Source organism: Stygiolobus caldivivus (assembly GCF_019704315.1).
In the GTDB taxonomy this organism is placed as follows: domain Archaea; phylum Thermoproteota; class Thermoprotei_A; order Sulfolobales; family Sulfolobaceae; genus Stygiolobus; species Stygiolobus caldivivus.
Window position 1 is genome coordinate 2,238,814 of the sequence record NZ_AP024597.1, and the last position, 21,135, is coordinate 2,259,948.

The 21,135-nt window shown below is 39.9% G+C and carries 22 protein-coding genes; 11 read left to right on the forward strand and 11 right to left on the reverse strand.

What is annotated here, in order from left to right:
* Nucleotides 1–30 precede the first annotated feature (30 nt).
* The gene (locus KN1_RS11080; protein ID WP_221287644.1) at nucleotides 31–1,113 is read left to right on the forward strand and encodes a mechanosensitive ion channel family protein; all 1,083 of its coding nucleotides are present in this window, start codon (nucleotides 31–33) and stop codon (nucleotides 1,111–1,113) included.
* 140 nt (nucleotides 1,114–1,253) lie between these two features.
* Nucleotides 1,254–1,718: a hypothetical protein gene (locus tag KN1_RS11085; protein ID WP_221287646.1), complete on the forward strand. Its 465-nt coding sequence runs from the start codon at nucleotides 1,254–1,256 to the stop codon at nucleotides 1,716–1,718.
* Here the strand turns inward: KN1_RS11085 and KN1_RS11090 are convergent.
* From KN1_RS11090 to KN1_RS11100, 3 genes are all read right to left on the reverse strand, one after another.
* The gene (locus tag KN1_RS11090) at nucleotides 1,690–2,019 is read right to left on the reverse strand and encodes a transcriptional regulator (RefSeq protein ID WP_225905669.1); all 330 of its coding nucleotides are present in this window, start codon (nucleotides 2,017–2,019) and stop codon (nucleotides 1,690–1,692) included. The genes KN1_RS11085 and KN1_RS11090 overlap by 29 nt on opposite strands.
* Before the next feature lie 70 nt (nucleotides 2,020–2,089).
* Nucleotides 2,090–2,755, reverse strand: a complete 666-nt coding sequence (locus tag KN1_RS11095) for an ABC transporter ATP-binding protein (RefSeq protein WP_221287648.1) — start codon at nucleotides 2,753–2,755, stop codon at nucleotides 2,090–2,092.
* On the reverse strand, nucleotides 2,730–3,710 hold the full coding sequence (locus KN1_RS11100) for a FecCD family ABC transporter permease (protein ID WP_225905670.1): 981 nt from the start codon (nucleotides 3,708–3,710) through the stop codon (nucleotides 2,730–2,732). The genes KN1_RS11095 and KN1_RS11100 overlap by 26 nt, the downstream gene beginning before the upstream one ends.
* A 427-nt stretch (nucleotides 3,711–4,137) precedes the next feature.
* Between KN1_RS11100 and KN1_RS11105 the strand changes: the two genes are divergently transcribed.
* Nucleotides 4,138–5,109: an ABC transporter substrate-binding protein gene (locus KN1_RS11105; RefSeq protein ID WP_221287652.1), complete on the forward strand. Its 972-nt coding sequence runs from the start codon at nucleotides 4,138–4,140 to the stop codon at nucleotides 5,107–5,109.
* A gap of 39 nt (nucleotides 5,110–5,148) precedes the next feature.
* Nucleotides 5,149–6,075: a zinc metalloprotease HtpX gene (locus tag KN1_RS11110; protein ID WP_221287661.1), complete on the forward strand. Its 927-nt coding sequence runs from the start codon at nucleotides 5,149–5,151 to the stop codon at nucleotides 6,073–6,075.
* Nucleotides 6,076–6,155: 80 nt separating this feature from the next.
* On the opposite strand, the gene KN1_RS11115 is transcribed toward KN1_RS11110, so the two are convergent.
* On the reverse strand, nucleotides 6,156–6,461 hold the full coding sequence (locus KN1_RS11115; RefSeq protein ID WP_225905671.1) for a 6TM ABC transporter family protein: 306 nt from the start codon (nucleotides 6,459–6,461) through the stop codon (nucleotides 6,156–6,158).
* 53 nt (nucleotides 6,462–6,514) lie between these two features.
* Here KN1_RS11115 and KN1_RS11120 point away from each other — a divergent pair, with 53 nt between their 5' ends.
* A complete protein-coding gene (locus tag KN1_RS11120) occupies nucleotides 6,515–6,844 on the forward strand; it encodes a hypothetical protein (RefSeq protein WP_221287663.1) in 330 nt (109 codons plus the stop codon).
* A 22-nt stretch (nucleotides 6,845–6,866) separates the two neighbouring features.
* Here the strand turns inward: KN1_RS11120 and lrs14 are convergent, their stop codons facing one another.
* Complete coding sequence (gene lrs14 / locus KN1_RS11125) at nucleotides 6,867–7,238, reverse strand: Lrs14 family HTH-type transcriptional regulator (protein WP_221287664.1); 372 nt, start codon at nucleotides 7,236–7,238, stop codon at nucleotides 6,867–6,869.
* Between the two features lie 92 nt (nucleotides 7,239–7,330).
* On the opposite strand from lrs14, the gene KN1_RS11130 reads away from it, so the two are divergent.
* Both KN1_RS11130 and KN1_RS11135 read left to right on the forward strand, forming a co-directional pair.
* On the forward strand, nucleotides 7,331–8,158 hold the full coding sequence (locus KN1_RS11130) for an ABC transporter ATP-binding protein (protein ID WP_221287666.1): 828 nt from the start codon (nucleotides 7,331–7,333) through the stop codon (nucleotides 8,156–8,158).
* Nucleotides 8,139–8,876: an ABC transporter permease gene (locus KN1_RS11135; protein ID WP_221287667.1), complete on the forward strand. Its 738-nt coding sequence runs from the start codon at nucleotides 8,139–8,141 to the stop codon at nucleotides 8,874–8,876. The genes KN1_RS11130 and KN1_RS11135 overlap by 20 nt, the downstream gene beginning before the upstream one ends.
* Here KN1_RS11135 and KN1_RS11140 read toward each other — a convergent pair.
* Together KN1_RS11140 and KN1_RS11145 are read right to left on the reverse strand one after the other, a co-directional pair.
* The gene (locus tag KN1_RS11140) at nucleotides 8,854–9,732 is read right to left on the reverse strand and encodes a DUF929 family protein (protein ID WP_258712510.1); all 879 of its coding nucleotides are present in this window, start codon (nucleotides 9,730–9,732) and stop codon (nucleotides 8,854–8,856) included. The two genes, KN1_RS11135 and KN1_RS11140, sit on opposite strands and share 23 nt — an antisense overlap.
* Before the next feature lie 79 nt (nucleotides 9,733–9,811).
* Nucleotides 9,812–10,921 carry a hypothetical protein gene (locus KN1_RS11145; RefSeq protein ID WP_221287668.1) on the reverse strand — a complete coding sequence of 370 codons (1,110 nt, stop codon included), beginning with the start codon at nucleotides 10,919–10,921 and terminating at the stop codon, nucleotides 9,812–9,814.
* Between the two features lie 130 nt (nucleotides 10,922–11,051).
* Between KN1_RS11145 and KN1_RS11150 the strand changes: the two genes are divergently transcribed.
* Both KN1_RS11150 and KN1_RS11155 read left to right on the forward strand, forming a co-directional pair.
* A complete protein-coding gene (locus tag KN1_RS11150; RefSeq protein WP_221287669.1) occupies nucleotides 11,052–12,410 on the forward strand; it encodes a 4Fe-4S binding protein in 1,359 nt (452 codons plus the stop codon).
* A gap of 263 nt (nucleotides 12,411–12,673) precedes the next feature.
* On the forward strand, nucleotides 12,674–13,741 hold the full coding sequence (locus KN1_RS11155; RefSeq protein WP_221287670.1) for an MFS transporter: 1,068 nt from the start codon (nucleotides 12,674–12,676) through the stop codon (nucleotides 13,739–13,741).
* A gap of 603 nt (nucleotides 13,742–14,344) precedes the next feature.
* Here the strand turns inward: KN1_RS11155 and acs are convergent.
* Nucleotides 14,345–16,321, reverse strand: coding sequence for an acetate--CoA ligase (gene acs, locus KN1_RS11160; RefSeq protein ID WP_221287671.1), 1,977 nt, complete (start codon nucleotides 16,319–16,321; stop codon nucleotides 14,345–14,347).
* Nucleotides 16,322–16,387: 66 nt separating this feature from the next.
* Between acs and KN1_RS11165 the strand changes: the two genes are divergently transcribed.
* Together KN1_RS11165 and KN1_RS11170 are read left to right on the forward strand one after the other, a co-directional pair.
* Nucleotides 16,388–17,407, forward strand: coding sequence for an MFS transporter (locus tag KN1_RS11165; RefSeq protein ID WP_221287672.1), 1,020 nt, complete (start codon nucleotides 16,388–16,390; stop codon nucleotides 17,405–17,407).
* A 201-nt stretch (nucleotides 17,408–17,608) separates the two neighbouring features.
* On the forward strand, nucleotides 17,609–17,890 hold the full coding sequence (locus KN1_RS11170; protein WP_221287673.1) for a MarR family transcriptional regulator: 282 nt from the start codon (nucleotides 17,609–17,611) through the stop codon (nucleotides 17,888–17,890).
* On the opposite strand, the gene KN1_RS11175 is transcribed toward KN1_RS11170, so the two are convergent.
* The 3 genes from KN1_RS11175 to KN1_RS11185 form a co-directional block, all read right to left on the reverse strand.
* Nucleotides 17,874–19,157 (reverse strand): MFS transporter, encoded by a 1,284-nt coding sequence (locus KN1_RS11175; protein ID WP_221287674.1) that lies wholly within the window; start codon nucleotides 19,155–19,157, stop codon nucleotides 17,874–17,876. The two genes, KN1_RS11170 and KN1_RS11175, sit on opposite strands and share 17 nt — an antisense overlap.
* A gap of 120 nt (nucleotides 19,158–19,277) precedes the next feature.
* A complete protein-coding gene (locus tag KN1_RS11180; RefSeq protein ID WP_221287676.1) occupies nucleotides 19,278–20,207 on the reverse strand; it encodes a nucleoside hydrolase in 930 nt (309 codons plus the stop codon).
* Between the two features lie 45 nt (nucleotides 20,208–20,252).
* Nucleotides 20,253–21,119 (reverse strand): FAD-binding protein, encoded by an 867-nt coding sequence (locus KN1_RS11185; protein WP_221287678.1) that lies wholly within the window; start codon nucleotides 21,117–21,119, stop codon nucleotides 20,253–20,255.
* Between the last annotated feature and the right edge of the window lie 16 nt (nucleotides 21,120–21,135).

A 21,135-nucleotide genomic window follows, 5' to 3' on the forward strand; every position in this document is an offset into this window, starting at 1 on the left:
TTTTTTAAATGATCGCTCCCAAATCGTTTTATGAATACCAGGTTAATAGGATTAATTATCTTTACGATAGTAGTAATAGGGGTAGCTGCTTCTTACATAGTAGCCTCTGTACTCAAAGTCTCTCTGAGTATAGTAGACGTAGTTAGCGCTATAATAATTGCAGTAGCAGGAGTTGCGATTACTACTGTAATTGCAAGGGTTCTCAAACAGAACGTAGGTAGCGTAACCAGGTTAATAGGATTAATTATCTTTACGATAGTAGTAATAGGGGTAGGGGTAGCTGCTTCTTACATAGTAGCCTCTGTACTCAAAGTCTCTCTGAGTATAGTAGACGTTGTTAACGCTATAATAATTGCAGTAGCAGGAGTTGCGATTACTACTGTAATTGCAAGGGTTCTCAAACAGAACGTAAGTAATGTAATAGGAAAGACTACAGGTGAGAGCCTGAGCTTGTTAGTACAAATTTTAGGGTATACGGTAGTAGGTGTAATAGCTATAACTGCTCTCCATGTCGGGATAACCAGTGCGTTATTCGGTGGGACAGTGTTCGGGCTCGTGGCAGGTCTGGCCTTACAGACATCTCTTGCTAATGTGTTCTCAGGCCTCTTCTTGATATTCAGTAGGCCTTTCGAGATAGGTGATAGGGTCACAATTAATACGTGGCAATACGGCCTTCTAGCCCCTACATACCCGCCTAAGTTCTGGAGTAATGATTTTCTAATACCCGGGTATACCGGAGTAATTACAGACATCAGCTTAATGTACACTACAATAGTCACTGACGAGAACGTGGTCATGAAAATACCTAATAATATCATGATCCAAGCTGCTGTATTTGTGCATAAAGAGGACTATAGGCTAGTCAGGACTAAATATGAAGTGCCTAAGGAGATAGACCCTGACGAGTTAATCCCAGAACTAAAGGAAAAGATCGGGGAATTAGACTTTGTAGTTAAAGAACCGCAGGTTAAAGTCCTTGACACGACGCTTAACACTTATGTGATCGCCGTGGACGCCTTTTGTAAAGGGACATACGAAGAGCCCCCTAGGAGCGAAATAATTAAGGTCATCATGAGGACCGTAAAGGAAATGCAGAGGGTTAAGGCAAAGTAATTTTTGACAGTAACGTACAATTTCTTAACTGTAGTGGTTTGAGGCTTTTTACCTTAGTCGGTTATTATCCAATACACTTCCACAACAGTTCTTCCTATCTAATGATTAAAGTTAAAGCCTATAATTCCCTAACTATTTATGTGAAGAAAAGCTTTCTTATTATAGGTATAGTATTCATAATTGTCAGTTTTATATTCCTTTATCTGCATTATTCTCTTACCTCAGATACTTTCAAGAAAGGTATAATTGTGCTTAACAGGGGTGAGTCCCGCTCACTCGACATAAACTATCAAAATTTTATCTTTGAGTACAAGGATAACATATCAAAACCGCTCAAAGTAGTCCCAATAAACGCCCAGATCATTAACACTAGTTATAGGAACGGTACGTATTACTTAATAGGAAATAGCTTTTATGGGTCTAAAATTATTATAGAAAATAATTATACAGAGGGAGTGCTAATAGGCTTCGTAATACTGGATAATTCCCCAGACTTGTTAGTATACTCCCTTTCATTAATGTTCTTTATAGTAAGCCTTATTGCTGGGGGAGTTATTGCAGGTATTTCTTTCCTGTTTAAAGATTCGGACACGGAGGTAAGTTAAATAACCTCCTAGACTTAGAACAGAGTATACAGAACGACGTGCTCTCCACTGTTTGACCACTAAGTATCCTGCCTACGAGTGACTCGATCATATCGTTAATTTCTTCGTCACTAATGACCTTCTTTACTTCCTCTTTCTTATTCTTTATCTGTTTTTCATAAGTAGTGGCAGAGATACCTACTTCTTTCGAAGCCTTTACTACTGGGATTCCTCTTTCTATAAGCCTCTTAGCTATTGCTATCCTAAGCACTGGTACAACCTCTCTAAACGCGTCCTCACAAGGTGTAGTTAACTTCTTCACATGTAAGATCTTTAAACCATTTCTAATAGTACTAAGTATAATTCTTAAAGGGAGGGGTTAATTAACACTGTTAAAGGTCTGGTGTAAAAAATGTCATCCCGCCTACTTTCAGTTTTCTTACCTTAAAGTTGTAGACGGAAGAGAGGAGTTCTTCTGTCAGGAGTTCTGGTCTCCCCTTGAAGTTAACTCTGCCCCTATTGAGCACGATAACCTCATCGGCATAGTTTACCATCTCCAATTCGTGAACCGCTATAAGGAACTGTTTTTCGTCCCTCAACTGGTTTATGATCTGGACTAACTTATACTTGTTAGCAAAGTCCACGTACGAGAACGGCTCATCCATCAATACTAAGTTCCCTTCACTCAAGGCTTTAGCTACCAACACAAGCCTCTTTTCGCCGCTACTTAAAGTATAAAAGTCCCTTTCCAAAAGCCTTTCTATACCTAATAGTTTTACATACTTATCGTAATCTCCCTTCCTCTTGCCGGCTGTTAGTACTTCATAAGTTTTCATCTGCGGCGAGAAGAACTCCGAAGGGGAATAGGACAAGATGCCTCTCTCAAGGAATAACTCACCCCCATCAGGCTTAATCATCCCAATTAACGTCCTTAAAAGCGTGGTCTTGCCAGACCCGTTAGGGCCCAGTAATAAAGTCACCCCTTTTTTTAACTCAAAGCTTAACTCATCAATAACGACTTTGTCCCCGAACTTAACCCTCAACCCTTTGACCATCATTTAACCTCACCAAAAGCGAAATAAGTACCGGAGAAGCCATTAGTGCAATAATTGGGGTAACAGGGATTAATGTACCGAACGCAGCGTGGGATATCACGTTCCCGATTAACATTAGAGAAGCACCCAAGACGGATGAATATATTGTTAGGTCCCTCATGTTACCCCCTACCATTTTTCTGACTAGGTGGGGTATCAGTATTCCTACAAAACCTATTACTCCGACTAAAGATACCTCGTATGAGACTACGAGACTTATAAAGACTAGCCAAAAAAGCCTGAACGCCTGAGGGTTAACACCGTGGGCGTAACTGATCTCATCACTTATAGAGACTAAGTCAATAGTCTTAGAGTAAAAGAGGGATAAGGACACTAAAGCGAAGGTCATTATCACTAGCGGCATGACTTGTCCCCACCCTACTACGCTCACTTCCCCTAAAAGCCAGAATAGTAGTGGGGGTATTTGCGGGTCTTTTTCCTCTAGTATAGTCAGGAGGATAGTGTAGATAGAAGTGAAGATATAAGATACTACTACCCCACCTACTACAAGGCCGTATATGCCCCCTCTTTTACCTATTAGGATAGTAAGCCCTGTTGAGACCAGGGAGAAGAGGAAAGCCATTAGAGGCTGTAAAAATGGAATTGTCAAGTAGCTGAAGAGGAAATAAGAGAGGACAGCCCCCAAAGCTCCTCCTGAAGCTGTGCCGGAAATATAAGGGTCTACTATGGGGTTCCTGAGTAAGTGTTGCATTATAGCACCGCTTATTGAGAGTGATACTCCTACTAGGATTGCGGTAACTATTGTAGGCAACCTAATTTTATAGATAATTATAGAATACAGACCCGAAGGGTGGACAATCTGGTTAAGTGGGATTACGACTTGACCCACCACTAGGGCTAACAGGAATGACGGGATAGGAGTTAAGAATAACAATAAGCCTAAAACCCTTTTGTTCACAAAATATGGATAGCTTATCCATGTAATAAATTTTACCTCACATTTACTAAAAAATAAGAAAAGGGGCTTAAATAAACGGTCAGGAAAAGACGGAGACAACTCGTAATGTTTGCTCATCTCCCCTAGTAGGGTCCTACTCTTGAGGCGTAAGCTTAAGAATAAATTGAAGAAGGTTTGGGGTTGAGCTTGCACCCCCCCCCCCCATTATACCGTGACTAAGAAATGGACGTAAGATGTAAAGGATACTCCCTACTTTACCGCATGCTTCAATTTTCTTAGACTAGGGCCCGAAAATTTTTGTTAAGTTCAAAAAACTAAGCGTTAATTTAAGAGCAAGTTTAACTTTGTCTCTGATAAAAATTCGACCGACCCACAAAGCAGATAGTTCCCAAAAACTTAAATATGTTGGATAACCTAACCATGTCTAATGAAGCCTTCGGTAATAGTCGGGGTAGTACTAGTATTGATTATTCTAGTCTCTGTTATAGTGTATATGCATTACTTTTCAGGTACACAGACAGTAGTCCCTAGTACCACGACTGCACCGCCTAAAAACCTTAGGATCGTGAGCTTGGCACCGTCTGATACGCAGATCCTAATATCTTTAGGTCTGGGTAAGGACATTGTGGGAATGGACATTTACTCTTATCAGTTATTGGAAGACCTTAACGAGACTTCGCTGGTGCCGTCAAACGTGACCGTGTTTAATAATATATGCCCGCCTAATATCTCGGGTATATTACTCCTCCACCCCAATAAGGTCCTGGTAGAATACGGTTTAGATGCTCATTACATACCCGAAATGGAGAAAGCTGGCTTACCTCTAATGATTACGAATAACGACTACGCATTATCATTAGCTCAAATAGAGGAGAACATCATTAGTATTGCCGAGTCTTTAAACGATACACAAGCTGGTATGCAGGTCGTAAAGTGGATGGAGTCCCAAGTCGAAAACTATACACCTACCGTTAGTACTGCATACTTTGACTGGATATGTAGTAACGGTGAAGCGTATACTGCGGGCGGGGACGTGTTCATTAACAACGTCTTAGAGTTAGCCGGGGGCTATAATGTTTTTGAAAACTTTTCAGGCTATCCTGAGGTAACGCCTTCAAAGGTCTTGCTTGCTGACCCTTCCATCATAATAGCTCAATCAGTCTATAACTACTCTTATACGATGACCTTAATTAAGGAGTACTTCACCAATACTTCAGCAGTAGAGGACGGTAAAGTCTACATAATATCGGGTCTGGCTGTGGACTTATTAGATGAGCCCGGTCCGCTATCGGTATACGGCGTAATAATGCTCCATAAGATCCTAACTGGTCAGGCACCACATTACGTAAACACCACATGGGTACGCACGAATATAAACGTCTCTATCCCGGTATATTGAGGATAAACTATTTTTTCTTTTAAGTAAAACTTTTCCAAAATGGATGTTTTACCTCAATTAAAGTTTAAGATATATTTGGCTTTAGGACTTACAGTACTATCAGAAGGGCTTGTAACTTATATTATTACTCAGTTACTTAACCTCCCCTTTATAGCCGTTATTCCGTTCCTCGGGGTATTTTGGTTAGTCCAATGGCTCATCTCACCTTACCTTGTAGCAAGGGATGCGGTAGAAATTGACGGTAATGACCCTTATTACGGTCAAGTATATGAGTTAGTAAAAAGGATAGCGTTAGCTTCTGGTGTCAGGCCCCCAAGAGTATTTATCGTTAATGCTCCTTATCCTAACGCGTTTGCTTACGGTAACTACGTGACCGGAAAGAGGATAGGGATAACAAGGCCCCTATTAAATATCCTTAACGAGGAGGAATTAGCCACAGTAATAGGTCATGAGATAGGCCACATAAAGCACAATGACGTTGAAATAGGCATGGCTATAGGACTTATACCCACGGTCCTCGGTTTTGTAAGCAACCTCCTTATAAACATCGGGTGGTTAAGCATAATTTTTGCTATAGACGAGAGTGACCTAATATTGGGCATTATAATGCTAACGATTGGTGGAGCCTTATTTGTAGTTACCCTTACTTTACAGCTATTCGTATTGTGGTTTAACAGATTAAGGGAGAGCTATGCAGACCTCCACGCTGTAAAGCTTTTCGGTAGGGACTCAGTATATCTGGCAAACGCGTTAGCTAAGATAGAAATATATATGCAGAACGTTAGGCTCGACCCATTCACCGGGATTATTGTTACAGCTTCTCCGGTGAAAGTCAAAGAGACTGACCCTTCGGTACTAGTTGAGGAATGGTTGAGAAAAAAACCTTCTCCCTTTTCAGACATACTCTCTACTCACCCTGACCCGGTGAAAAGGGTCCAAATGATCTATAGGAGTGCAATAGAGTAACCTCTTGAGGTGAAATAAGCAGGATTGAAATAGGCAGTGTATAGGTATAGACTTTCAGGCTTTATTACGTGCGTTATGGTTTAGCCTTTAATAAGCCCTAATACAAAGCCTATAATAAAGATCAAGGAGTTATAAGGTATGTAAGTTATAGCTTCGTTAGCGTATTTTTCAGCTTCAGGTATTGCAGTACTTGCAGTTGACTGGACAAAAGATAAAATAGTATGGGGGGATATGACCCCAGCTACTACTAAAAGGATTATTATAGCTAAGATTACTACCCCTATCTTCACTATATTCTTTACTAAATACCCTATTAATAGACCTAAAAGGAACGTTACTATGGCATAAACTATTTCGCTTTTAGGTATGTCCGGTATTGTAATCATTTTGGTATTTTACGTAAATCAGCTTTTTATATTTAAGGGGACTAGTTAAGGGTATGAAAGTTGTAAAATACCATTTGACGGCTCAAATTATTAGGGGCGATAAGGAAGAAAAAATAGAGAGAAAATTTAGGCATTTAAAAAATGCTAAAGAATTCGTAAGGGAGCTCACTTCTAAAGGAGAAGTAAAATGCGGTGAGTATTCTCAGCAAAACGGGTTATTAACCAGGGAATGTAACGGTGAAAAATTGACAATTAAGGTTGAAATAAGGACGGAAAGGATAAAGAAAATTAAAAAGGAAAAAGAAGAAAAAGGAAAGAAGGAGACAAGTGAGGAAAAGAAAGAAGCAAGTAAGGAGGAACCTAAACAAACTGAGTCTTCATAACGACAGAGAGAGTGCCACTAATTTAATGTAAATGCTCTTCTAACCCTTCTCTAATATTTGTGGCTAATCTTTCTAGGTCTTTCTCCAGTTTTTCATATAGTTTGTTTTTATCTACCCAGTATAGGTAGCCCGGTCTGCCTTTTTTCTTATCCTCGGTTTCTTCCTTTTCTCTAATGAGTAGACCTTTATCTAGTAAGTTATTCAATGACTTGCTAACTGAAGCTTTAGTCACGTTTAGCTCCTCTGATATCTCGTCAGCCGACATCTTTTTTCCTTTAGTCATTAAAAGGTGTAGTACACTGACATCGCTTGAAGATAACCCGTACATAAAGGCTAGGAACTCATGAATTTCTACACTGCGACCATCAGGGAAAGTTACTTTTTCTCCTTCCATGGTTATAAAAATTAAAAGATTAGTATTAAGCTTGATCGTTATTAAAAGGAGCAAAATCAGTGTTTTTAGGATTAATGGCAAAATTCAATATCATGATAGAAACTATTAACCTCACTAAACGTTATAGAGATGGTACTATAGCACTGGATCACCTATCATTTACCACTAAAGCGAAAAACCTTACCGTTTTGGGGAGAAACGGTGCTGGAAAGACGACCCTGACCAGAATTTTGTCCACACAACTTTTACCCACAGAAGGGACTGCTAGTATAGAAGGGTTAGACGTAATTAAGGATGCGAAGAGAGTAAGGAAGATAATCGCGTCTATACCTCAAGAAGCACATCCAGTAGGGATGTCGACACCCTACGAGCACTTACTAATGTATCTAACTGCTAGGGGTTTTTCGTTGTCCGAAGCTTCAGAGGTCTCGAGGAAGGTACTTAAAGAAGTAGGCTTATGGGAGGTAAAAGATAAACCGTCGGACTTCTTGTCCGGGGGTATGAAAAGGAAGATATTTGTAGCTATGGCTTTAGCTTCGAACGCCGAACTAGTCCTACTCGACGAACCCACTGTTGGTCTAGATCCCTATTCAAGGACTGAAGTTTGGTCTGTCTTAAAAGAGAGTAAAGTCAAGCTAGTCCTTACCACGCACTATATGGAAGAAGCAGAAGAGTTATCTGATGAGGTAATTTTACTTCATAAGGGTAAACTTATTGCTAGAGGTTCTGTAGAAGAACTACTTTCAGGTTTTAAGAATAAAGTAAGGGTCGAAGGTGTGGGAGACATAACAGTGGGGAAATTAAAGATAACCTATATAGACAAAGAGGAAGCCTTGAAGTATATCGGAAAATACGTGGTTAAGCCCGTAACTTTAGATGACCTATTTATTATCTACTCTGGTGAGGCACTTGAAGATTAAGTTCATATTGGCTTTTGCAAGGTTTTACGGTTACGCCCCTTTAACTAGGGGGGCAGTATACGTCTTTTCATACTTGACCGTACCTTTAGCAGAGCTCTTCCTCATTTATATAATTACGAAAGGGGCATTCGTTAAGTTTGCCATAGCCGGTGGACTAATCACAGTAATAGCTACTAACGGTCTTTCCTTTATAGCAGATTTCGCTTTTCTGAGACTTGAGTTAAAATTACAAGACCTACTAGTAGCTACAGAAATATCTGCCGGGGACTATATCCTCGCTTTAACTGTTTCTAACCTCATCTATTCCTCACCGGGGATCATAACTTATCTTGTACTAGCATTCATATACCACTTGTTGAACATAACTAACTTCGTGCCAGCACTTTTCGTCTTACTGCTATTGCTTCTTAATACCTCAGCCTTGGGCTTCTTTATAGGTAGTTTAATACCACACGTAAGGTATTCATGGGGGATAGGGTCTATAATGGGGACTTTGCTTACCATTTTACCTCCAGTATTCTACCCCTACTATTTACTGCCTAACACGATCTTTGAAACCGTATACCCTCTGCCTACGACTTTAGCCTCCTTGCTTATTCAAAATTTAACCGGTCTGATAAGCACTAAATTAGTAGTACAGAGCCTGATCTTGCTAGTTATTGAAACAGCTTTATTCTATTACCTATCAATAAAATTCAGTAGATGGGTTTCCAAATAGTTACTATGAAAATCTGCCTGATCGCTCTACTCTCGGTAGTGGGTAATATGTTATATTCCGACCCGTAGTTAAAAGGGGTATTTTGGAGAACACCTTTAATTTGGGTCGTCATTTCACTATTCCCAGTCACTTTACTTATCAGCTGGTGCTCTAACATTTGTATTTCGGTTATCCCACACACGTTATAGGGCTGGTTATTATCGGCTATACAGAACTCAGCGGTTAAAATGTTTGCCGTTGAATACACTTGTTTAGCTAGGGGTGAAGAAAGGTTTAAGAGCTGGGAAAAAGCATAGCTCCAATTCTTTCCGCTCAGCAGTGAAGGACTAACTGTAGAACCTACTTGATAATAGAGCCCCGCCACGTATATGAATGGAATTGAACCATGACCTAGTTCCTGCCATAGCTCGTAAATATTTTGAGGGACGGGCTGTAATGGTTGGTGATCCCTATTTTGATATTCATAAGCTAACAGAGAGAGGTATTTACTACTATAAGACACGTTTACAAGAGTAAAGGTCGGAGTATTAGGATAAACATCAGTAGAGCTTGATAACATGTACTTTAAGCCAGAGATATTCCCAAACCTATCTAAAGCAATCAGAAAAGCCCACATCTCGGCGCCACAAAATGGACACCATTCAGCTCCAACAAATATTATTACGGGTTTTCCTCCGTAATCTAAGGATTCAGTGTAGTAAGTAGGATAAACTGCCTCAAGGAGAGTTGTGTTAGTAATATTGTACCCCTGTTGGGATAAAGATTTCAACTGAAAATATACAGATGGTGAGACTTTTACTCCGATAATCGAAGAATCAGATGAAACAGTCTTTGACGTGAAGTAATTAAATGCCACAAAAGAAGAGATTATAATTAGGAAAATAATTAAAAAAATTAAAGCGACTTGCTTATGACTTCTCAACCGTATCCACCGTTTATGAGCTTGTGTATGTGTAGTATGCGTCTGGGTATGGGTATACGTTGGGGTCACTGAAGTACAATATCATATTTGAAGGTACTTCAATAGCGTCAACAGCCTTACCGTTCAACAGCGTCTTCCATATTGGGTTATTCTGGTTAGCCATCAAAACAGCACTATCATAAGTACTCAAAGCCTTCTGCAAATTAGCATAAGAGTTCAAGCACAAGGAAGTATCATTAGTCACATTAGAAGGCACAATCTGCTCACACTGACCCGTCAACGGGTTAGGGAAAATATTAGGATTAAACACCAGTACTACTACAATATACCATGGTATAGACTGAGTAGTACTAAAAGTCACAATGTGGTCATGAGCAGGAGTAGGCAAAACACCCTCAGGAAGACCAAAAACACCATTCTTAATCCCCAAAGACTCCTCAACAGCAGTAAAAGCAGGAGAATATATCAAAGACATGTGGTCGGGACAAGCAGCAGGAGTATCAGCAGCACCACACTGAGTCAATACAGTATAAGTAGTACCATTATAAGTAAACGTAGGGAAACCCTGAGCATTAGCACCCAACTTCTGCACACCAAAAATCGACAAACCAGCAAAAGCAGGAACAATCACATAAACCGGAGCAGCATTAGACGGCAAATCAGAAGAAGGCAAACCCTGACCAACCTCACACCCATCAGCAACACTCTCCTGCTGAGACTCATTAGCAAAAATCGTAATACCAGACGTATTACAACTAAAGTCCATAGTATAATTAAAAGTTATAACCTGACCATTAAGAAAAGCAGCAGACAAATTATACATAACAGGAACTCTCTGAGTAACAGTTTGAGTAGCTGTTACTGTAGAAGTTACCGTTTGATTAACTGTTACTGTAGTAGGCACTGTAGATGTACTTATAACCGTAGTCGAAGAAGTTACCGTAGTAGGCACTGTAGTAGGCACTGTAGATGTTACTGTAGAAGTCACACTTGGTTTAGTTGCATATAAGTAAAACCCTATTGCTGCTATTATTAAAAGTATTATTACAGCTGCACCAAATACTATGTTTGAGACTGCTTTTTTCTTCTTATCTGAACTATGTTTTGTAGATTTTCTCTCCATTTTGCGTCTGATATAAGGACTTTCTAAGCGATTAATAAAAAAGTGTTAAATAAATTTTAACCGTTACTGTGGGTTGATATTTAAAGTTTTTAACACACTTTTTTTAAGATTGATATTTAGGGAAGAGCAAATGGCTAATGATACTACTACTCTAATCCTCCTTTTAAGTAGCGTATTGATCTCAGTAGGTGAAGGAATAACTTACATAAAGAATTATAAAAGACCATCGCTTAGGATAAATTTCTTAAAAATTTTAGTATTATTAACAGAAGGGCTAATCATATCTACTATACTATTAGTCTTAACAATCTTATCAAATATTAACATATTGTGGATAATTTCTCTAGATTTTATATATTTGTTTTCTGTATTCCTTATGTCAAGCAAATTCTCACCTATTAAAGGGGAAGAAAAGAGTATAAACAACATCAAAGTAGCCTTACCCCTCTTATTCTTACCTTTTGCTACAGCGTTGTTTTTATCAAGCGATATACTGATCTACACAGACCAGTTCCAACCATCTCTAGGCTTATACGACCCCGTGTGGAATGCAATATCTTATTTTGTTACAATTACTGGAAGTCAATGGTTGTTAGTTATATTTGGTTCTTTCTTTACACCTCTGGTTGTCCACAAAATCCTATCATCAAGGAGTAGGGGCAATAAGATAAGGTTGACATTAATGCTTTTAGCTTACTGGATTTACAGCACATATTTACCTAACTTTTCTCCTGTCTCTTCAATTTTCCCCTACATCCCATATTCATGGTTTAACGGGTTTGGGACTTTTGGTCCATTAGCTCCGTCCTTACTCATAGGGGCGTTAGGCACTTACGCAGTAACAGCAGTTCTGTCTTTTCTCTTCGGTTCGAGGCAAATATGTTCAGTGACTTGTACGGCACCTTTCATGCTACAAGGAACTGTTATAGGGGACATGAAGGTCTTTAACAGGACAGCTAAGGTCGGAAAAAAGATGCTAACTAGTAGGCTCTCTACATGGTATAAGGTAGTTACAGCAGCAGTATGGGTAATGCTTTTAGCCTTTGCCACAGTTTCTTTGTTAGACCAGTTAGGCTATACCAACTTTTATATATTGGGTAACGACCCTACAGTACTATACGTGGCGGTTTACTTTAATTTACTATGGTACTTACAATTTCTACTAATACCCTTTGTAGGTAATTACAGCTGTGTAAATATGGGTATTTGTACATGGGGGAGCTTCAACCAATTATTCGGGAGGCTTGGGTTTTTCAGGCTAAAGGTAAGAGATACACAGACTTGCCTTAACTGTAAGACAGTTGATTGTGCTAAAGCGTGTCCGGTAGGGATCACAGATATGAGGGCAGCATTTATTAAAAAAGGTGAGTTAAGGTCGTTTAAGTGTATAGGTACTGGAGAATGTATTGAATCATGCCCGCATGATAACATATTTATCTATGATTTCAGGAATTGGCTAAAGGAAAATTATAAAAAGCAAATGAAATAAAGAGAGATGTTTTCTGAAAATATATAATTAGAAGTAATTTTTAATCGGAGCTTCTCAGCCGTTTCGTTATTCGTTTTTACTTGCCACTAGTTTTTATTATAGTCAGTCAAGTACTAAATGGCAAGTTTATTGTCATATACAGAGGAGATGTGTATGCTTTGAATTCGAGCCACCGTTACCTTTTGTGGGCTGACCAAGTTTTTAGATAGAACATGACCTTAATGAGTTAAAATTTTAACTAAATGCTTAAATTATCATTAAGATTGAGAGGCATCCCCATCCTGATTGCACGAGCTATTTACGGTATAAGCTGGTTCTTTCTTTCACCCTACTTGCCTTATCTTATAAAAAGTTTAGACGCACCTCCTTATTTTACCAATTTAGTCCCAATATCCTTTTTTGCTTCCGCAGCTATTATGCAAGTCCCTGCTGGTATAATATCGACTAAGTTAGGGATGAAAAAGACTTACACATTAGGTCTGATAATAATGGGCATCGGGGACTCCCTTATAGGTCTCTCCCCGAACATTTATACGGTCTTAGCTTTTTATGCAATGACAGGCTTCGGAGCTTCCTTTTTCTTTTCCTCAGCAGGGGGTACATTAGCGGTGGTAAATGAAGGTAAGGTAGCTACTGTTCTAGGCCTTTATAATGCTATGTTTGCTGTGGGAGGGATAATAGGACTTAATTGGGGTTTTCTGGACGCTTTATTAGGATTTAGCTATGCGTCCTTATTTTTGGGTGCTGTGACAGTAGTTATGGGATTTCTCAACTGGTTTTCTGTATATCCAAATAATAAGCCTGACTTTAGAGTGATTAAGGACTTAAGAGTGGTAGTTATAGCTTTAGCTACTTCTGGTGTATGGGGTGCGTATTACGTAGTAAGTGAGTACTTCCCCTCTTTTACATACTATGTATTAGGAAAATCCGCTATACTTACTGGGTCTGTGTCTTCCGTGTTACTGCTTTCATCTGTCTTAGGAGGGACGTTAACCGGGCTTTTTGAAAACAAGGACAAAGTTAAAGGGATTGTATTTACGGGCATCCTAGGTGTCCTACCATCTATTTTGCTCTACACTGACTTCTATGAAATAGGGCTCTTTATCATGGGACTATTCAACGAGCTATGCATCTCGATCATATATTCGTTAGTAGTAAACTTCGTTAAAAGTCAGAATTCTTCTCTATCACTTGCTGTAGTTAACGCGATACAAATAGGTGTTGGTATGAATGAACTACTATTACCCTCAATCACCGGTTTTTACGTCTGGGTCGCTGTATCTATAGTATCTATAATACCTCTTCTTTTACTACTAGTTGTATGGAGATAAGTTCTAGGGATACTAAGAATAGATGTATCAAAAGGTCACTGCCACGCCTTTGCCCGAAGACTTAGCTTCGGTTTTCTACCATGTTTCCCCAGCCAAGGAGTATTACTGTCCCCCGGCTAATAAGGCCTATATAGACAGGGGGAGTTTGATAAGCTAACCTTAATAGAAACTGCGGCTCTGATTAGTTTTTCGCTCCTAGCCATCGAATTATCGTTAGAAAAAGGCGTATTTAAATATTCATGATCCTTGCCTTAAAAAGGCGTGGCTTTCAACCTTTTGCAATTCAGAGAAGGATAGCCACATAAAATATTAAATATTAAGTAATATGTTATCATTTTCCCTTGTATGTTCATATAATGTCCTCTTACTTACCATGTAGATGGAAAAAAAGATCTATTAATTTTTTTTTAATATTTCATGTTGTATAACGCATCATTATACCGTTAAAAACTCGGCTTATGATAAGATTATCTATATTCACAATCCCCTAGTTCAACGCTAAATATGTCTTTAATACTTACTTATCTAAGAAAGATAAACGGTTCTAACTTAATGAGAATAAATAGTTAAATCAGGGATAAAAAGTAGGAAAAATTTATTAATTTACTTCAGTGATTTCCTAAACTCTTCTACGGCTTTCTTTATGTCTTCCATAGATGCTTCATCTTCAAGCGTTGATATATCCCCTGCACTCTGTCCCATCATTACAGCTTTAATAACCCTTCTCATCACTTTACCAGACCTAGTCTTAGGTAACTTGTCTACAAAGTGTACCTCAGGCGTAACAATTGCTCCCATATACTTCCTAACGTGGTTCTGGATATCTCTAGCTAGGTCTGGAGAAGCAGTATACCCTGACTTAAGGACTACGAAGAGGTGTACTGCTTCCCCTTTGACCGGGTCTGGAATTCCTACAGCAGCAGCTTCAGCTACTGCAGGATGGGCTGTAACTATCGACTCTACTTCTCCAGCCCCGATCCTGTGCGCAGCTACTTTTATAGTCTCATCCGCCCTCCCCATAACCCAAATATATCCGTCTTCGTCTACCATAGCATAGTCACCGGGATAGTAAATACCGGGGAACTTGCTAAAGTACGTCTTCTTTAACCTCTCGTTATTAGTGTCATTCCACATCCCTATCATCATCATAGGTGGGAACGGCGGTAGCATCACTAAATATCCTCTCTCTCTAGGCCCTGTAGGTTTGCCTTCGTCATTTAATACTTGGACTTTATTGCCCGGTATAGCGTAACCTACAGCAGGACCAGACTTCATGGGTAAGTAGACTAATCCAGGTATATAACCGATGTTGGGCCCACCGGTCTCAGTCTGCCACCACTGGTGGGACATAAACACTTTCCCTCCACCTACTATTTCAAGGCCCCATTTCCAAGGTGCGTAGTTCAAAGGTTCGCCATTGGTTACAATTACTCTAAGTGAAGACATATCATGCTGTTTGACGTAGTCTTCACCATACTTCATAAACGACCTGATTGCGGTAGCTGATGTCCCGAAGGTCGTAGCCCTATATTTTTCAATTATTTCAGCCCACTTATCTGGGTATGGGTAATCCGGGGCGTCTTCATAGATAACAATAGTCCTACCCATAACTAAGGGCGAGTAGGTTATGTATGAATGCCCTACGATCCAGCCTATATCTGACGTATTGAAGAGGACGTCATTTTCCTGGCTTAACCCGTAGCTCCATAGTAACATTGTAGCTGTTCCCACTAGGTACCCGCCGGTACTGTGTACAATACCTTTAGGCTTTCCGGTAGTCCCTGAAGTGTATAATATGAAGAGGGGGTGTGTCGCCTCTACCGGTTCTGGTTCTATAGGCTTAAACTTTCCTATTTCATCAAAGTAGACGTCCCTCTTATCATTAAATGAGATCTCCGTACCAGTCCTCTTATACACCAGTACCTTCTGGACTGGACTGTTATTTCCTAGTATCTGTAAGGCCTCGTCTACGGTCTTCTTGAGCTCCACTATTTTTCCGCGCCTATAATATGCGTCCGCAGTTATAACTACCTTAGCCCCCGCGTCTTGTATCCTGTCCGCGAGGGCTTGGGCACCGAACCCAGCAAAGACTACACTGTGGATTGCGCCTAACCTAGCTACGGCGAGTTTTGCAATAACTCCTTCTGGAGTTAAGGGCATATATATTGTTACCCTATCACCTTTTTGTACTCCTAGCTGCCTGAGTGCATTTGCCCACCTATTTACCTCATAGTAGAGGTCTTGGTATGTTACTACTTTCTTTTCTCCTTTTCCACTTTCCCAGATGATAGCGGCTTTGTACTTCCTTGGCGAGTTGAGGTGTCTATCTATTGCGTTATATGAAGCGTTCAGCTTACCACCTACAAACCACTTTGTCAAAAGTCCTTCTTCTTGGACGAACGCCTTCTGCCATGGCTCATACCAGTCTATAAGTTCCTTTGCAAGTTCGCCCCAGAAGCCAGCAGGGTCTTCAACACTTTTCTTATATAAGTATTGGTAATATCTCATATTATAATCTGCTTTCTCCTCTAGATTTTTCTCGCCGAGTTGTTGTAACTGTTCTGACAATTTCTCATCCATAAGGATCAGTATAAATTGTTTAAACACTCATAAAAAGCTTTTACCTCCCAAGTTGAGAATAGGGAGATGAGGAAAATAGGCTTAATTATACTGAGCTGGTTGTTCTGGGGGGTATCTTATTACCTGAGTTACCCCTTCATATCTATTTATGCAGTACAGTTTATTCCCAGCCGATATGTTAGCCTGGTATATGTATTTTTTACGTTATCCGCTATCCCTATGCCTCTCCTAGGTGCTAAGGTCTCTAGGAAGCTAGGTGTAGTCAAGACTGTTTGGTTGGGTATGTTCCTATCGGGTTTCGGTTACTTGGTAGTGTCGTTGGCAAAGGACTTCTCGGAGATGGTGATAGGTTTTATGGTATCATATACTACATTCCTCTCTTTACCTAACTTTTACTCCTACATGAGCTCTTGCGGAAAAGGGACTATATCTCGTGTATGGGGGATTTCAATCCTCCCTTCATTGTTTACTCCTTCAATAGCAGGAGTCTTAGGCAGTTATATAGGGCTAAAATACGTATTTCTTCTAGCTGGGGTCTTTAACTGGGCTTCCTCACTTCCCGTACTATTTTTGGATGAAAAGCCGGTCTTAAGGGGCAAAATGTCTATGAGTAAGGCAATAACTATCCCAGTACTAGTCGTGTTTCCCATCGCGTTAGTATTTCCGTATGTATTTTTAGAAATAAAGACAATTTATAGGCTAAGCGATGTATATATTGGCGTCTTTGCGACTTCTGCAGAAGCAGTAGGCATGGTATTGACTTTATTGTCCTCTTATGTGAAGAGGACCCTCTTATCAGTGTATTTGTTCCTCTTCTCTTTAATCCCGCTAATTTATATTTCTCCTGTTTTTTCTATATTTTTCGGTTCTTGGGAAGCCATAATACCTAGTTCGTTAGAAAACCTAACAGACAACAGCCCGGAGACCTATGCGGTAATTAATTCTCTACAACAGGTGGGGTGGCTCATTGGGTTTATAGTAAGCGCGATCTCCTTCTCCCCTTTAATATCTATTTTAATTTCGTCCGCATTCTCTTTAGCTCTGTCCATCTTGCTATTTTTTACTAGAGGAAGATTATTGGTATAGTAAGTAAAATTTCACCTTCTTGGTGAGATGAGTCATGACGGTTAACTTTCTACCAGACTAACCTTCCCAACTGCTTGAGGGCTCGTAAAGTAGTATAAAAGGGCATTACTTCGCAAAACACCAGTTATTTACCCATTTTTATCTTTTTTCTTTCGTATTTGTGAAAAGCGATTTATATACTCTAATGTTAAGTTAATCATAATGGACATATTACAGATAGCGATACTCACAGTGCTCTCAGAGGACGAGATGAGCATAAGAGAGATAGAGCAATTCTTAGGTACACGGAGGAAGAGACTCTCTAGGTCAATACAAGACCTAGAGAGAAAAGGGTTTATTCAGAAGAAGGCATATGTAGGTAACGGTGATGTAATATTCGGGATTACGGAACAAGGATTAGAAGAGCTTTATAAAAATTATTTAATTTTGAGAGACCTTATGAAGGAAATGGAATTTTCTGTATGCACTAAGTTTGAGTGTTAATCGTAGAAGCCTTACCTACTGCAGTGTCCTCTAGCCTCTTCTTCTTGGTCTCCTTCACTGAAAACACACTAATAAGTAAGGCTATAAGTGACGTCATACCGAATAACATAAGCGAATCCGAGAGACCTAGGGACTTGACCATAGAAGGGAAAACGAAGACACCTAGCACTGCCCCTACCCTGCTCACGGCTGTTGTTACACCTTGTGCCGTAGACCGCACCGATGTGGGAAAAACTTCTGTAGGATAAAATAAAGTAACTGCACCAGCCCATTGTTCCATTGCAACGAACCCCATAAAGTAAGGTAGGAGTACAAAGCCTGAGACCTTACCTATTCCTCCAATTAAGAGTAGTGCCGCCATAGCCCCCAAACCTGTGAACAAAGTAAACCTCCGCCCGAGACTGTCTATAACAGTAAGTGCAATTAGGTATCCTGCAATAGCACCTACAGAGATCAGCATAGTAGCATATAGGGTCTCGAGCTCAGACGGAAAAGCGAACTGGTGGAGTAAGGAAGGATAGTATAGGCCTATCCCGTAAGACGCTACGTCGAACAAGAACCAGATAGTTGATAAGGAAACTAGGGTCAACCCAACTCTCCCTTTGAGTAAATCCCGTATTGTTAAACCTTTGGTCTCTTCCTCGGGAGCAGGCAGGCCTTTTTCTTTAAGTAACCCCTTTGATACTAACCACCTAGGCGATTCAGAAAAGGTTATCCTACCTACAATGATCGGGACTGCCATTATACCTCCGAGCAAAAAAGAATAACGCCAAAAGTAGTTCCCAGTACCTAGAAAGACCAAATTAACTATTGCCGAAAACAGGGTACCTAGCCAATACATCGCTACAGAACCTACTAGATACCTCCCCCTACTTCTTGACGGGGAAAACTCGGATACTATAGTACTGCTTATTGGGTAGTCTCCTCCTATACCTATGCCTAATAGGAACCTGAAAGTGAACAGCTGATAAAAGTTGGTAGACAGACCGGAGAGGACTGCAAATACTGCAAAGAAAAATAAATCAATCCCCATTAGCTTCTTTCTACCTACCTTGTCTGACAAATACCCAAAAATTAATGCACCGATACCCATTCCCATAAGAGAAGCAGCAGTAACGAGCCCGACCTCTATTGCGTTTAGCGACATTTCCTTGGTGATGAAGAGGAGTGCATAGGAGATCACTGATAAGTCATACCCATCTAAGAAAAACCCTCCTGAAGACAAATAAAATGACTTGGCTCTGTCTTTCAAATTTTCAATGTCCATGGACTTAGTTACGCAAGTATACTTTAAAAACCATGTGAAATAAAAATACTATGCTAATCTTTACAAATTTTGATCCAGTCTTAATTTAATGTTTTAAAAAATTAGAATTTTTTGTTCACGTTAGAACCACGATAGTAAATTAAAAAGCATACTTAGGAACTTTTGGAAATCTATTTCGTAGACAACTTCCGTATTAGCCGCCTTTTTCCAAATATTTAAATAATCGATGACGGTCATTCCCCTCGTTATACAGTCACAGTTCTCTATGTCTACGTAGTGTTTTTCAGAACTTTTAATCACACTTCTGTCTATTGCTACACTGGTGGTAATAAGGTCTGGATGCGGTGTGCCTCCGATTTTCTCGTTCTTCATAGAATATTCTCTATAGTGAGAATATATTTGGACGTAAAATTCACTCATCTTAGTATTCATTCCTTTAATCTTATTCCATACTCCCTCATCTACCGGGTAATCGACTATTACGTCCCAGGGGACCATAGTGATATCAAACCCAGCATTGAACACTATTTTCGCTGCATCGGGGTCTACCCATATGTTATATTCAGCCACGGGAGTGATATTCCCACGCCCCCAAGCTGTTCCTCCCATTACCCAGACTTTCTTTACCTTGTCCACAATTGATTTGTCCTTAAGATATGCTAAGGCCAAGTTTGTCAGGGGTGAAATGGCTAAAAATTCGATCTCTCCGGAAAACCTATCAGCTAACTCCACTATTGCGTCTATCGCACTCTTATTTTCGGGTTTTAGCCTACTAGGCTTCACTAATATGTCTCCTATACCTCCTTTACCGTGCACTTCTTCTACGCTTCTAAAGGACTTAACGATAGGTCTATCGCTACCTGGATAGACTTTTATGTCCTTTCCTATAAATTCTAGAGCCCATAAGGCGTTATTTATCTCCTGTTGGTAGGAAATGTTACCTTCTACGATCGTAACTGCCTCCACTGATATGCCGTTCCTCACCAACATAAATAAGGACATTATGTCATCTTCAGCGGTATCACAGTCTATTATGAAGTGTCTAGCCATCTACTGGACCACCGACTAGGGATACTGTTGAACTCAGTAAGGGGTTCAGGCGAATATACCTTTAACATCTAACAGCTTCTTTAGTTTTATGTGAACTTCTTTAGGCTGATCCCTAGTATAGTACTTAATATTATACTCTCTAAGCATGTCGGTATCTGCATTGAAAAGTATGAACATACCGCTCTTCCATATCCAATAAGCATAGATAGGCTGCGAAACCTCTATCACTTTCTTGAATGTATCAAAATCGTCTCCTTCTACTATTATTTCCTTTCTTTCATCGTTTACTTCTACGAGGGGGACTCCCTCATCGACTGAATAGCCCTTCAGTCCTACTTCATGACTATAAGACGAATGGATCCTAAATTTACCCCCCTGATAGTCCACTAGAAGTACAAGCGGAGACAACGACATAACCTTCTCGAGCTCTCTTTCATTAAAATCTTCCTTTTCGTATGTGAATATCTTATTCGGTTTAGGATATAACCTTAGTTCAGCTCTTGAAATAGCCCCTATAACTCCCTTTGAGCCCACTAGCATCTTCCACTTTATCCCGCCGTATGGAGTTAAGACCCTTACCCAATTGGTAAAGTCTATTGGTTTACCGTAAGCCGTGGAAAGGGGTGAAGGGAAGTTAGTAGCTAATAGCCCTCCTATAGTCCCATCATATAATGTTGGTAGGAGGAGGCCTTCTTCACTAGCTTCCTTTCGTATTTCCCCTATATCTGCACCTGCTAATGCCTCAACCATACCGTCTCTGATTTCGAACCAGTCCATTTTTCTCGTGTAGACGTATTCGTCTACTCCTTCCTTTTTTCCGTGTTTTCCCTTACCCAATACTTGTATCCTTAGTCCTCCTTCATAAGCACTCCTAATAACTTTAAATAACTCTTCTTCTGAGTAAACGTCCATACAATTACATTATTAT

Coding starts and splice junctions, on each gene's coding strand:
- KN1_RS11080 (WP_221287644.1), top strand. CDS start 31: ATGAATACCAGGTTAATAGGATTAATTATCTTTACGATAGTAGTAATA.
- KN1_RS11095 (WP_221287648.1), bottom strand. CDS start 2,755: ATGATGGTCAAAGGGTTGAGGGTTAAGTTCGGGGACAAAGTCGTTATT.
- KN1_RS11105 (WP_221287652.1), top strand. CDS start 4,138: ATGAAGCCTTCGGTAATAGTCGGGGTAGTACTAGTATTGATTATTCTA.
- KN1_RS11110 (WP_221287661.1), top strand. CDS start 5,149: ATGGATGTTTTACCTCAATTAAAGTTTAAGATATATTTGGCTTTAGGA.
- KN1_RS11115 (WP_225905671.1), bottom strand. CDS start 6,461: ATGATTACAATACCGGACATACCTAAAAGCGAAATAGTTTATGCCATA.
- KN1_RS11120 (WP_221287663.1), top strand. CDS start 6,515: ATGAAAGTTGTAAAATACCATTTGACGGCTCAAATTATTAGGGGCGAT.
- lrs14 (WP_221287664.1), bottom strand. CDS start 7,238: ATGGAAGGAGAAAAAGTAACTTTCCCTGATGGTCGCAGTGTAGAAATT.
- KN1_RS11130 (WP_221287666.1), top strand. CDS start 7,331: ATGATAGAAACTATTAACCTCACTAAACGTTATAGAGATGGTACTATA.
- KN1_RS11145 (WP_221287668.1), bottom strand. CDS start 10,921: ATGGAGAGAAAATCTACAAAACATAGTTCAGATAAGAAGAAAAAAGCA.
- KN1_RS11150 (WP_221287669.1), top strand. CDS start 11,052: ATGGCTAATGATACTACTACTCTAATCCTCCTTTTAAGTAGCGTATTG.
- acs (WP_221287671.1), bottom strand. CDS start 16,321: ATGGATGAGAAATTGTCAGAACAGTTACAACAACTCGGCGAGAAAAAT.
- KN1_RS11165 (WP_221287672.1), top strand. CDS start 16,388: ATGAGGAAAATAGGCTTAATTATACTGAGCTGGTTGTTCTGGGGGGTA.
- KN1_RS11170 (WP_221287673.1), top strand. CDS start 17,609: ATGGACATATTACAGATAGCGATACTCACAGTGCTCTCAGAGGACGAG.
- KN1_RS11175 (WP_221287674.1), bottom strand. CDS start 19,157: ATGGACATTGAAAATTTGAAAGACAGAGCCAAGTCATTTTATTTGTCT.
- KN1_RS11180 (WP_221287676.1), bottom strand. CDS start 20,207: ATGGCTAGACACTTCATAATAGACTGTGATACCGCTGAAGATGACATA.
- KN1_RS11185 (WP_221287678.1), bottom strand. CDS start 21,119: ATGGACGTTTACTCAGAAGAAGAGTTATTTAAAGTTATTAGGAGTGCT.